This window comes from Burkholderia ubonensis subsp. mesacidophila (assembly GCF_002097715.1).
Lineage (GTDB): Bacteria > Pseudomonadota > Gammaproteobacteria > Burkholderiales > Burkholderiaceae > Burkholderia > Burkholderia mesacidophila.
Genome location: NZ_CP020739.1, coordinates 105,573 through 118,680 on the forward strand (window position 1 = coordinate 105,573; position 13,108 = coordinate 118,680).

Annotated in this window: 7 protein-coding genes and 1 pseudogene; 2 read left to right on the top strand and 6 right to left on the bottom strand. The window is 58.7% G+C overall.

The genetic code is table 11. From position 1 onward, the window contains the following. Window positions 1-10 precede the first annotated feature (10 nt). The 5 genes and pseudogenes from kamE to B7P44_RS32930 form a co-directional block, all read right to left on the bottom strand. The gene (gene kamE, locus B7P44_RS32910) at window positions 11-781 is read right to left on the bottom strand and encodes a lysine 5,6-aminomutase subunit beta (RefSeq protein WP_084910229.1); all 771 of its coding nucleotides are present in this window, start codon (window positions 779-781) and stop codon (window positions 11-13) included. Beyond that, window positions 778-2,325, bottom strand: a complete 1,548-nt coding sequence (kamD, locus tag B7P44_RS32915) for a lysine 5,6-aminomutase subunit alpha (RefSeq protein ID WP_084910663.1) — start codon at window positions 2,323-2,325, stop codon at window positions 778-780. Before kamD ends, kamE begins: the two co-directional genes overlap by 4 nt. Further along, the gene (gene dapA / locus B7P44_RS32920) at window positions 2,322-3,251 is read right to left on the bottom strand and encodes a 4-hydroxy-tetrahydrodipicolinate synthase (protein ID WP_205128737.1); all 930 of its coding nucleotides are present in this window, start codon (window positions 3,249-3,251) and stop codon (window positions 2,322-2,324) included. The genes kamD and dapA overlap by 4 nt, the downstream gene beginning before the upstream one ends. 1,722 nt (window positions 3,252-4,973) lie before the next feature. Further along, window positions 4,974-5,222, bottom strand: coding sequence for a DUF2345 domain-containing protein (locus tag B7P44_RS38005; RefSeq protein WP_084910230.1), 249 nt, complete (start codon window positions 5,220-5,222; stop codon window positions 4,974-4,976). Between the two features lie 128 nt (window positions 5,223-5,350). Next, window positions 5,351-6,405: pseudogene (locus B7P44_RS32930) on the bottom strand (IS3 family transposase); the annotation flags it as partial. A gap of 1,846 nt (window positions 6,406-8,251) precedes the next feature. Between B7P44_RS32930 and B7P44_RS32935 the strand changes: the two are divergent. Beyond that, window positions 8,252-8,947, top strand: coding sequence for an AAA family ATPase (locus B7P44_RS32935; protein WP_059532126.1), 696 nt, complete (start codon window positions 8,252-8,254; stop codon window positions 8,945-8,947). Continuing rightward, window positions 8,940-9,974 (top strand): ParB/RepB/Spo0J family partition protein, encoded by a 1,035-nt coding sequence (locus tag B7P44_RS32940; protein ID WP_084910231.1) that lies wholly within the window; start codon window positions 8,940-8,942, stop codon window positions 9,972-9,974. Before B7P44_RS32935 ends, B7P44_RS32940 begins: the two co-directional genes overlap by 8 nt. A 46-nt stretch (window positions 9,975-10,020) precedes the next feature. Here the strand turns inward: B7P44_RS32940 and B7P44_RS32945 are convergent, their stop codons facing one another. Then, entirely contained in the window at window positions 10,021-11,343 is a 1,323-nt protein-coding gene (locus B7P44_RS32945; protein WP_084910232.1) for a replication initiation protein, read from the bottom strand. Between the last annotated feature and the right edge of the window lie 1,765 nt (window positions 11,344-13,108).

Genomic DNA, 13,108 nt, shown 5'->3' on the forward strand with positions numbered 1-13,108 from the left:
CGTGGGCCGGTTACGCAGAGGTGGACAGCAACGGAGCGGCGCTCTTGACGGCGAGCCGCCGGGCGATGAAGGACGCGACGTGGTTCGGGTAGCAGCCCTTCGAGAAGCCTGCGTCATAGCCGAGCTCCTTTGCCAGCTCGTCGGATACGCGCGGCCCTCCGCAGATCAGCAGCACGCGCTCGCGCAGCCCCTGCGAGTCGAGCATGTCGGCGAGCTGCGTCAGATTGTGGATATGCAGGCTTTGCTGCGTCACCGTCTGCGACACCAGAATCGCGTCCGCGCTCACGGCGATAGCTTTTTCGATCAGGTCGCCGTTCGCGACCTGGCTGCCGAGGTTGTAGGTCTCGAAACAGTTATAGGCTTCGAGGCCGGGCTCGCCGTTGAACCCCTTCAGATTGAGCATCGCGTCGATGCCGACGCTGTGCGTGTCGGTGCCGGTGCTCGCACCGATCACGACGATCTTGCGGCCGATGTGCTGCTCGACGAAGCGCTCCACTTCGCTGCGCGACATGAACGCCTCGACGGTCTCGTCGGTCAGCTCCGACAGATCGACGCCGACAGGGCACTGCGCATAGGCGATGAAATAGGTGTAGCCCTGGGTCAGCGCAATGCTGTGCACGACCTCGGGCCGGTACAGGCCCATCGCTTCGAGCAGGCGCATCGCGGCCTTTTTTGCCGTGTTCGAATAGGTGACCGGCAACGTGAACGCGATCTGTACATATCCGTCGCCGTGATGGTCCGCGTACGGCAACACGTGCTGGGAGGAGGAGTGAGCCGTCATGCTTGTGCCATCCTTTCGAGAAACGGATTCACGTAGTATTTGTGCCGCGCGATCACGCCGTCGGCCCCGCGCCCTTCGTCGATGGCGCGGCGCACGCCGCCGAACATCCCGCTCTGCACTGCCCCGAACACGCCGTCCTGCACGCCGGCGAGCAAATCGCGCGCGCCGGCGAGCACCGCCTGCGCGCGGCGCTGGATGAACCCGTCCTCTCGGAAGGTGACCTCGTCGACCAGGTTCTTCGCGAACCGATGCACGTAGCGCGCGCATTCGAGCCCGAGCACCCGGTCGTGGATGTGCGGCGTGAAGATGCCCTCGGTTGGCACGCCGAGCGTCTGGATGCGCTGTTTCGTCAGGATCGACACGAAATTGAACATCGTGTCGTTCGCGTGCGTCCGGAACAGGTTGCCGTCCATGAAGCGCGTCGGCGGCATGTACTTGACCGGACAGCGCGGAAACAGCTGCCGTGTCAGTTCCGCGTGCGCGATCTCGAACAGCAGCCCGTTCTCGGTGTCCGGATGGATCTCGAACGCGTTGCCGATGCCGATCTGCCCCTCGGGCACGCCGCACGCCATTGCGAGCTCGTAATTGATCAGCTGCGACGCCACCACCGACGGCGCGGCCTCGACCGGGTCGTCGGTCCGCAGGTAGTTGTCCTCGCCGGTGTTGATCGTGATGCCGAAGTAGCCGTTCGCCATCCGCGAGAACTGCTGGTCGACGATGGTCCGGACCATGTTGATGTCGCGGTACAGGATCCCGTACAGCGCGTCGTTGACCATGTTGTCGAGCCCTTCGATCGCGCCCATCACCGCGATCTCGGGCATGCAGAGGCCTGAGCAGAAGCTCGACAGCCGGACATAGCGCCCGTTGCTGCGCGTCCAGTCGTCGAGCGCCTCACGCATGATCCGGAAATTCTCCTGCGTCGCGTACGTGCCGCCATACCCTTCCGTCGTCGGGCCGTACGGCACGAAGTCGAGCAGGCTCTGCGCGGTCGAGCGGATCACGGCAACGATATCGCCGCCGTGCTCGGCCACGGCCTTCGCATGGACGATGTCTTCGTAAACGTTGCCGGTCGCGGTCAGCACGTACAGCAGGGGTACCGAGTCGTCCGTCGCACGCTGGCGCGCGTCGCGCCGCTGCTCGTGCTTTTCGGTCAGCCGATCGAGGATGTCGTGCGCTGCCGTGTCGGCGATGTTGGACGCTTCATCGGGATTCAACGGATCAAGCCCGGCAAGCTGGACGCGGCCCGACGCGACCGCTTCGACGAACTTCTGTGCGGTCGTGCCGTGGCGCTTCATCCCGCTTGCGATCCAGTAGGCGGCGCCCATCTCGACGCCGCCGATGCGCTTCAACGCATCGACGAACACATTGGGCAACGGCACGCCCGATTCGTCGACGCCGTCGACGCCGAACAGCCGGACGACCGCGCGCTCGACCGAAACGGTGGTCTTGTTCTCGATCGCGGCCAGCGTATCGGCCGCCACACGCTTCGCGAGCGTGCGGCATTCGTCGACCAGCGCCGGATTCAGGGCAAGGCGATCGATCATGATGCGCTCCGTTTCGAGCGCGCGCCCGCGTCGGCCACGTCGTCGCACCATTGCGCGAGCTCTGCCAGGATCGCGTCGACCCGCGCCCGCTTGTCCGCCGCCAGCGGCACGAGCGGCAGGCGAATGCCGTCGGGCATCCAGCCGAGCCGGGCCAGCATGTACTTGACCGGAATCGGGTTCGTGTCGATCGACAGCGCTTCGTAGAGCGGCAGCAGCTTCGCGTTCAACGCGCGCGCGGCCCCCACCTCGCCATCCAGCGCCAGGGAACAAAGACGGGCCATCGCACGCGGCGCCACATTGGCCGCGACCGAAATCGTCCCGTGTCCGCCCAGCAACATGTAGGCGAGCGTGGTCGCATCGTCCCCCGAGTAGCAGCCGAAGCCGGGCGGCAGTTGCTCGAACAGCCGCGCCGCGCGGGCCAGATCGCTCGTCGCGTCCTTGATGCCGACGATGCGCGGATCCTTCGCGAGTGCGACGACCGTTGCGTCGTGCATATCCGCACCGGTACGCGACGGGATGTTGTAGAGGATCTGCGGGAAATCGGTTGCAACGGCAACGGTTTCGAAATGCCGGCGCATGCCCTCCTGATTGGGGCGCACGTAGTAAGGTACGACGGATAGCCCGCTCGAGGCGCCGGCGTCACGGGCCATCTGCGACAGTTCGATGGCCTCGTGAGTGGAATTCGCGCCCACGCCGGCCACCACGGGCATCCGCCCCCTGCAACGGTCGACGACGTGTTGAACGAGATGGGCCTGCTCCTGGGCACTCATCGTCGCCGACTCCCCCGTCGTTCCGGCCACTACGAGCGCCGCCGTGCCTGCCGCCACGTGCTGCTCGATGATTTCTGCAAGTGCTTCATAATCGATTTGACCCGCGCCCGACATCGGCGTAGCCAGAGCGACGAGACTGCCCTGAACCACATTCATGACGTAACCTTTCTCGAATTCTTGGGAATTGGAATATTCAACGAATCGCCGACATTCCTGTCTGTTGAATTGATTTTTGAAATTATGACCTGTCCGACCCAGAAGTCATGGGTGAAGCAGCCTTGGACGTTGAAATAGAATGTTTACAGGGCGGAGCCTCGGCCACGAATCTGCAATGTCAGACAGAATCTATTGGCCTAGGGTTAACCAGAATCATTTTCCTGTTATTCGACAAGCCATTGAAATAAAATTTCATATCGTTTCTTCAGCTTTCTTTCACTACCAAAAAGCCTTTTTTTATCAATGGGTTGACTCTTTTTTAGATGGTGTAAATTACAGATTGAAAGGTAAAATATTCTTATTCAATCTCCTCCAGCACTGCATCTTGTGATATGTACCGGATCCAGTATGAGCGTGGCCTGCATCATTCCTGGCATGAGCGGATATGAAGAGGCCGCATTCCGTGGCATGCACCTCGGCAGCCTGCGATCTGGTTTTTAGCATTCAGCCCTCTATGCAGTCTTTCGACAGTCAGGTTGATTGAAAAAGCCGGCGATATACACATTTGTGATTTGATCATATCGTTTATTTCGTACGAAACTGTCAATTTTGATAGGTCTGCAAAAGTGGGGAGTGTGATAGTGGGCATTAGTCCGAAATGGTTCTATTGATTGTTTAGAGCGCATCCTCTTTTTTATTCTCGATACGGCAGAACTCGACACAGAAGAAGTGATTAACCGAGGAGTGCATCGTCGACATGCTGCGGCAGATCCAACGTCGGTAAATGCCGGTGAGGAACTTGTGCAGGTGCCACAAATTCGCGTCACTGCTTTGCCGATCTCGAATGTTGAACACCAGGCGCCTTGAGGTTGTGAGAGCCTTCGCTTCGGTGACGATGCTGGCTTAGTTTCTCGTACCCCAGCGGCACCGGCACGAGAGGAAATTCCAGGAATTCGGAGGACAACTGCCGCAGGTTCGCACTGCACTTGGCATCTCGCTTCTGAGGGCGTTTGCAGGTTGCATCCGATCCTCCTAGATAGATAGCGATCCTTATTTTTATCAGTAGACGATATGGCATCCGAAATAATGGTTCGCGCTGTTCCGCGCTTGCCGGCGCACCTGCGGGTACTCGCACGCGCGAACACGCTGCGTTCGCACGTCGGCGACTACGACGCGACATGCTTTGGCTGGCAACCAATGCGGTAGCCGATCGGGATCTGCTGCGAGACACAGTGCACGACAGAGCCGCGCCAGCGTGGCCAAGGAGGCCGTGACAGATTAGCGTGTGATGGCTTTCACGTTCGGCGGCACCCGTTCGCGCAACTCGCGACGCGGAGCAAGTGCCAGTTTACAAGTGCATGTGATCTCGCCGCGGCGACGCAGTGGCCGGACGTGGCCAACGGCGCGCCGTTCATGACGCTCGAGAACAAGGCGGGCAGACCAACATCATCGTATGGCTGGCTCTGCCGAAAAGTACCGGAGGGAAGTGCTTGGTGCGTCGCTACTCGCCGTCGCGAGATTCGGCATGGGGTGCGATGCGGTCAGACCGGCTCGGGACGCTGAGACGGTGCAGGGTTTTGCTAATCGCAGTCGGTCGATCCGCAGCGGGGACTCCTTTGCGCACATCAACCTTCGATGGCTGCCTTGTCTGACGCATGGAGCTGAAAGATTCCGTTCTCGATCCGAATGTATGCGTCGTCTGGCATGAGCAAAATTCCTTGGTCATCTGCGACTTCGATCCTCGGACTCGCGGAAAGGACTCCGTCCGTCTTCTATATGGTTAGCGTGCGACTGAATCTCCCCCTTTCTTCCCCGCGCAAGAAGTTTCATTCCCGCATTCTGGACGAATGGGCTCAGCTTGTTACCGACGCGCGCAGTCAACGAATTGCCGACTGCCATGTGCGTGCCCTGCTCATTGGCCCAATTGATTGGCTGGGCCCCCGGAAGACGCGCAGACGTATTGGTCGACAAGGCTAGTTCGGAAGGACCTGTCGAACAAAGACACCGGCTCCTTGAACACGTTTGTGTCTCCCGCGCCGCCGTCGTGAACTACTTGGATATTCTGGACAGCTTCGAGCGTTAGTGCCGGGTGTTTCATGAGCCTCCGGCCGAAGGCTGTATTGCCGGGCGAATTCGCCCGGCGTCAATTCGTTGAGCGCCATGTGAGGCCGGGTCTCATTGTAGTCCCAGCGCCACGCCTCGATCTCGCGTTTTGCCTCTGCCAACGACTCGAACCAGTGAGGGTTCAAGCACTCGTCGCGGAACGACCCGTTGATCGTTTCGATGAAGCTGTTATCGGTCGGCTTGCCCGGACGACTGGAGTCGATCTGTACCTTGTAGTGGTATGCCCACATATCCAGCAATCGCCCCGAGAATTCGCTGCCGTTATCGGCAAACAGAAACTTCGGCGCCCGGCGCTGCGCAACGAGCCGATTGAGCGCGGCCACCACATGCTCGGCTCGTAAGCACTGCCCCACCTCAATGGCCAGTGCTTCGCGACTGAAGACATCCACCACGGTCAGTGCCCGAACACGTGTGCCGTCCGCCAGTTGATCTGCCACGAAGTCCAAACTCCAGACCTCGTTGGGGTGCTTCGCGACATAGCGCTGCCGACGCGATACCACCATCTTTCGTCGCGTGGGTAACTTCGAGCGTAGTTGCAGTTGTTCTTCGGCATAGAGCCGATAGGCCCGATTCCGGCTCACCCGCCAGCCATCACGCTTGAGCAGCACGTGAATGCGCCGGTAGCCATAGCGCACGCGGGTATGCGCCAATTCCCGCATGCGATGGCGTAACGCCGTCTGCGGATCTTTGACGCTGGGTATACGCGCCTGCTTGACCAACCGGCACGCCCGCTGCGTGTTGAGGCCGTAGTGACCCATGATGTAGTCCACGGCTTGACTCTTCAGCACGGGCGCGGCCAATTTTTTGTGGCGATATCCTGCAGGATTGCCTTGTCCAGGCTTAGTTCCGCGACCAGCTTCTTGAAGCGCGCATTCTCATCCTGGAGTTGCTTCAGTACGCGGACCTGGTTCGATTCCAGGCCCGCGTACTGCTTCTTCCAGCGGTAATACGTCTGCTCGGATATCCCCAGTTGTCGGATCAGGTCTGCCACCGGCATACCCAACTCAGCCTGCTTGAGTGCCGCCACGATCTACTCCACTGAATACTGTTTGCGCTTCATCGCCAACCTCCCGCGCGCATTGGGAAAATTGCTCCGAAACACTAACACTCATTTCTTTCCAGGATTTCCATAGCAGATCAATGGAATATCTCCAAGGGGAAAGATCATAACGGTGGCAGGCCGAACGCCGTTCAGACACGAACATAACTTGGTGCAGGCCAACGCAGTTGTGTTTCAGTTAGCCAAGCGCCTTGTGTGCACTTCATTGGAATAGCCATCAGCACCACCGCAAACGAGACCGAATCTCAGGAGCGGAAGTCTGTCGATGATTCGGCGACTCGGTGTGCAGAGCTCAATGCAAGCAGCGGGGGCGATATGCAAGCCGTGTAGCTATCTACCCCACCGCATCAAATTGCTCCATTCCCAGGGCTCCGGCTCCGGGGGCGATCGCTATTGAAATCGGTCGTCCTTAGTTCGCGTTATCGTCAAATGCCGCTCCGTGTCAGGTGATAGGGCATGGGATATCGCGTTGTCACGTGACAACTCGCGAACCGGGCATCTCACTGCCGGAAAGATGTCGCGCCACACTCCAATCGGGGCTTGGCGTATACCACCAATCAAGACGTACCAAAAACCATCAAATACGTATTAATTGATACGATTCGAAGGCAATATCGAAAAAAATGATGCACGCGTGGCCCCGATCATCATTTACCCCCCGCCGCCACCAATGATCCCACCCAATAAGCGTGAAACAACTTGAAGAATCGTCCGGAAACCCTTATCGAACAAAGGCCTACGAGCATGCCCCATTTCACGCGCATGTTTCACGATGTGAATTGATACCCACCCTATTCCCAGGCCCATTGCATCGTTGATGGCCCGACAACCCCAATCGCGCCCCAGGCCGCATGAATCATCTGTGCCGACAACGTGCCAACCGGATTCAAACCCCATCTTTCGCCAAACTAGCACCGGCGCCTTCTGCGCTTTCCACAAGAAGCAGCCCGACCGGGACTGACACCTCAGCCCATCCTTAATGGGGCCATATCAAATAGAGATGGCTTGACGCCGGCTCCTCGCGTGCGCTGCGCCCATCTTTGGAATGGCCTCATGCCAGTTTCGAGGCAGGGAATACACAACAACCCGCGTAACCTGGCCACCGGAACAAAAATGCACGCACACACGGCACCCCAAATGCTGGTATCGATCAGGGTTAACGAAACTGGCAAGTCGCAAACTCTCGCTAATTATTTTCCCAAACTGCGACGTGCCATCAAATATCCGCACTCGTTGTCACGTGACAACTCATCGACAAGCGATAAACGCTGGTCCGTCATGATCGCTCATTCACTGAAATATGGCGCCTCCCTGCACGGCCCAGCCGCACCCGACACGTAGTTTATCGACGCTCATCACTACAATTGTCACGTGACAACCGGCCATTTGGTCGTGCGGCTCAACTATCGACTCGCTGAAGTCGTCGATACCCTGTCAACTTGCTCATCCAGAGTCTTTCACCCGCCTGCAACTTGTCACGTGACAACCGCACATAGGCCTGCCGACTAGACGACGCGTCGAATTGTTATAGAGACTCGAAAAGCGCCGATCGGGCGTGTGCAATTTCAAATCTCCTCACGCGCCCAAAGCACGGATCATTCCATTAGCCCTTCATTCCAACGGCGCAATGAAATCAGCGAATCTATTGCTGTCTTTTGTTGTATGCCCCGTGCCGAACGCTCTCCGAAACGTTGGCCGTTCTGCCACTTGTCACGTAACAACCACATCGTCCATCAGATTTCCCCGAAAGGAGCATCTTGTCTGGACATTTCTCCAAAAAATGCATATATTGCGCAAAACTCCTTGGAGGAATTTAATGGCTTTCAAGATCGCCGTCAGCAACCAAAAGGGTGGTACTGGAAAGACGACCATCTCCGTCAACATCGCCGCCGCCTTCGAGGCGGGCGGAAACAAGGTTGCGCTCATCGACGCCGATCCCCAGGGCACATCCGTCAGATGGGTCACGAGCGGCGAGAACACACTCCCGATGACCGTTCTTTCGCTCGCCCCGGCCGGTCGAGGAATCGGTGGGGAGATCAAGAAGCAGGACGCACATTTCGACGTGATCGTCGTCGACTGCCCCGGCAACCTCGAGGATCCGCGCATCGCATCAGTGCTCGAAGTCGCCGACTTCTGCCTCGTACCGCTGTCGCCGTCACCCGCGGATCTCTACAGCACCGTCGCCATGATTCGCATGATCGAATCCATGCGGACGGTACGTAACCCTAGTCTTTCTTCCGCGCTGATGCTCAATAGCGTCAATGGAAAAACTAAAATGCGTGAAGAGATTTTAAAAATTCTAAAGGCAGAAGAAATAGGGGAGCATCTGCTGGACAGCCAGATTGCCCAACGCGAGGTCTACCGACAGACCTTCGCACTCGGCACCACCATCCACCATCACAATCGGTACCTGAAGGGCCTCAAGGAGGCCCGTGCGGAGATCGAGAAGCTCGTCACCGAAATGGCCCAATACATCGCGTCGACGCGCGCTACCGGAACCGCTCATGGCTAAAGACACATCGAAAGAGAAGAAGGCGACGGGCAATCTCCATCTCGCAGCCGGTCTTCTGCGCGGACTTGCGCAGGAAAATGCGGCGCTGGAAACGCGACTGCCCGAACCGTCCGTCACGCCGCTGCCCGCTGCCGTGACGCCCGCCGTCAAACCGGTCATGACGGTCACGACGCTGTCCGCCGATGCAACGGATCTCGGTGCACCGCAGAAGGTTGCCGTGAAGGACTGCATCCCGAACCCGTTCAATCCACGGGTCTTCTACTCGGAATCGAGCCTGCACGAGCTCGCGCTGACGTTGAAGCGGGAAGGGCAGATCGAGCCGATCAAGGTGACCCGGCTGCCGGAGTTTCCCGGCAAGCTGGTCGTGATCGACGGGCAACGCCGGCTGCGCGCCACGAGCATCAACGGTGACGAAACCATCAACGCCACCTTCCGCTCGGATCACACGCCCGAGCAGCTCTACACGATCGCCTATCGCGCAAACCACGATCACGAGCGCCAGACGATCTTCGACGATGCGGTCGCATGGAAGCGCCTCCTCGACGAGAAGGTGTTCCCCGACCAGAACACGCTGGCGGAAAAGATCGGCAAGGACAAGGCGACCATCAGCAAGACGCTGTCGCTCAACGCCCTGTCGACCACGCTCCTCGAGCGGATGGCCGCCGCAAACGACGTGGTCGGCCTGCAGGCCGCCTATTTCCTGAAGCTGATCTTCGAGCGGCTGGGCGAACCGACTGCCGACCGCCTGCTCTCCGCCGTCATCGACCGGAAAAAGTCCGTGCGCGACCTCGAGAACTTCCTGCGCGCGCAGAACGACGGGAACAAGAAGGCGGGACGGACGCGGTACAGCGTGCGCCACGATTTCGCGGTCGAATCGCGAGCGATCGGGCAGTTGAAGACCTATCCCGACGGACGTGTCGACCTGCAGCTCAAGGGCGTCGACACCACTCATCAGGAAGCGCTCGCCGACAAGCTCAAGGCCGTCATCGACGCCTACGTCGCCGAGCTGTCCACCGCACAAAAGTAAGCTGCCCAAATAAAAAGACCTCGCAGTGAAGCTGCGAGGTCTTTTATCAGTTTGCTGCGAGGCTGCTTCTGAGCAGGAACTCCAGCAGGTCGTCCGAAGTCGGTTCGCCCCAGGTATCCAGCGCCAGCCATCTGAAGAAGCTGGTTTGCGCAAGCTTGCTCGCCTTCTTCTTCGGCGACAACGTCAGATCCTTCGAGCCGGTCACCGTCTCGTTGTAGCGCTCGATGAGCTTGGTCTGGTCGTCGATTTCCAGCTCGCGGAAGTATGCGCCCGCCTCGTCGATCTTGGCGGCAAGATACTTGTCGCGGATCTGCTCCTGCTTGCTCTGCGCCGTCTCTTTCGCCGACGTCGCCGTCGCCGTCTCCGTCGCCTGGCCGTCCGACAACGTATAGCCGTGCGTCAGCGCCTTGCGGAAATACGCGCCGACGTTGTCGATCGGCGCCGCATTCTTTTTCGTAGTCCGATTGAGCGTGTAGGCAATCGCGGCCTTGATGCGCTGCACGCCGTACTGGGAAATCAACCGGCGAGCCTCCGAGCGCGGAACGCCGAATTTGGCAACTTCCTCGACGAGCGCTTCGTTCTTGACGTCGCCGTCCTCCACGGTATCCGCGCTCGGCTTGCGCGTCACCTTGAACTGGACCGCCTCCACACTGCGTCCGGACTTGTGCTCGATCAGCTCGAGCGTGTGGTCCGATACTTCGTTGACCTCCTGAATGCACGGCACCAGGACCTTGCTCTTGAACAGCTTGTATTCCTTGTACGACTGCGACGCCTTGTCCTGCCCCAGGATGAGATCCCGGAATTTCGGCAACGGGATCTTCGCGGTGATGCCGATCCCTTCGTAGCGCACCGTGTTTTCCCACAGCGCGAGCGAATGCGAGCGCCGGAACTCGCGCGCGATCCGCATATCGATGAGCGCGTAGATCTCGGGATTGAGCAGTTCGCTGCGAATCTGGTCCGAGAAGCTGTACTTCAGCACCGATTGCTCGAGTTCCGCACCGGCCAGCAGGCCCGACGCCTTCCAGACGGTCGAGCGGTCCCCGGCCAGATAGTCCCAGTTGACGACGGTGCTGATGAGCGAGTTCACCGTGTCCTTCACGTACTTCGTGTTGTTGCTGTTCAGTCCGCTTTCGTGCGAGAGCGCGGCGATCGAGATCGAGAAGCTCGTGCGGCCCGGCTCGAACGCTTCCTGCCGAAGCGCGTTCTTGATCAGCGAGCTGAACATCTTCCGCTGCTGCAGACCGATCTTTCCCGACTTGGGTGCGATGTGAATCGCTTGAACCGCCTTGCGCAGCAAGTCGGGAGGCTCGGGCGTCTGGAACAGCGAGACCTGTTTGTCGGAGCCTTTGCTTGCTGGCTTTCGCGGCATCGTGGTGTCCGGATAAGGTGACCTTGTTGAGGCCGGAATTTATACCTTTTCGCCGCCGCCGGCAACGTCCCTGCTCGCAGGTCACTTGCACAATCGTGGCTAACCTTGCGAGCACAAAGGATTTTTTTCACGAGGCAGTGTTCCGCGGCCCCCATAAGCATCTACCTTGCTGCAGAAACCCCTCCCAAAAGCAGCTACCTGTCGCTTGCTGCGACCGAATCGTGCCCGGCCTGGGCCTCGCCGAAGGTTACCCTTTATGGGAATCAAACGACCTGAACCACGATCGGACGCCGGATTCGTGATGCCATGCAGCAGCGCTTCGTATTAGTCCCATATCTTGCTACCTTGACAGTTCCCCATGAATGGGTACCTTTCGATTCACGTGCGTGTCTATGATCGCGCGGCTCAGGTCGAAACGTACCCGGATCGATCCCATAACTGGCAACCTTTGAAATTCCCCACAAAAGGTTACCTTTCCGTCGAACCGATCCTTTTTATGGGAACGCCGGACTCGCCCGGCATCCGAACCCTGCTCGGCACACGTCGCCGTCACTCCCATAAACGGATACCTTCAAAACGTCCCATAAACGGCTACCGAAGATCATCCTTGTGGACATCCATCGCGCGACAGCGTGTCCAGATCCCCCATAAGTAGCTACCATCTTGGCTTCCCATAGACGGCTACCCATTGCGTTCCACCGCCAAATTCCCATAACCGGGCACCCTCACACCATATCCACAACCCTGATTCCCCATTCCGTGGTACCCAAATCCCCAAATCCACAGACCTGAGACCCCAAACCCTTCTACCTTCGCTCCCATAAATGGGTACCGAACACCGGTCAAACCCTTGTCAGGCAAGCCTGTGGAGCGTCTAAAAGTAGTTAAAGAAGTAAACGTTGCTTTCTAAAGATGTAAACACACTGTGTGCTTCCGGAAAAAACCACCCCCCATAACCCGCTACCAGACGACCTTCAACCGTGCACGCACGTGAATTCCTTCGAAGGTTCGTACCGATCAGACACGCGCATCGCACCGTCTGGCAAGCCTTCCAGCACAGAAGAGGTCATTTCGACGTGAGCACGTACTTACATGCATCGAAACGTATAAAGCTATGGGACAGAATCAGAAGAAAACGCCGTTTTCTGTCGATAGGTTCCCGTCTATGGTGCGCTGTGCCGTAAGCCAACGGAGACACTTCGACGTCCGCCTCAGTCTGCCGGCCCCTGTGTCGATGCCCTGTGGAAGTGCGAGCGATTCCACGGAACGTCGCCCCCGGCAACCTGACGACACCGAGCGATCTGTGGATAAGGCGGCACGACGATGCTCACCCACGACGATCCGCCGACGAGGGCCGAGGGTACCGCGCCTTCGATCCGCGATTACGTCACCGCAATTTTCTACCTTTGTGCCACTGGAATCCGTTGCGCGATGCGGGGCGTTCTACGTGACTATCGGTTCGTGACTACGCTCGACGCGACGCGTCCATCAACGAGCCGGGAAATGCGGTCTAACGTGAACACAAAGGCGCTTCCTTGACTCACCGCAGTCGATCCAGCAGGTGGCTCCCGAAAAGGCTCACCACTTCTGTGCCCTGGATCCCGTAAAAGCTCACCATTTTCGCGATACGGACGGACAGGCCAGCCACGTTTGCACTGTGACTGCGATGCAGAAGACGGGACGAGAGCCTCAGCGCGAGGTGTACTCGAAGACGAGCAACCGTCGCAAGGCGTTGGGTGGTCGTTTATGGGAAGACGTCAATCGC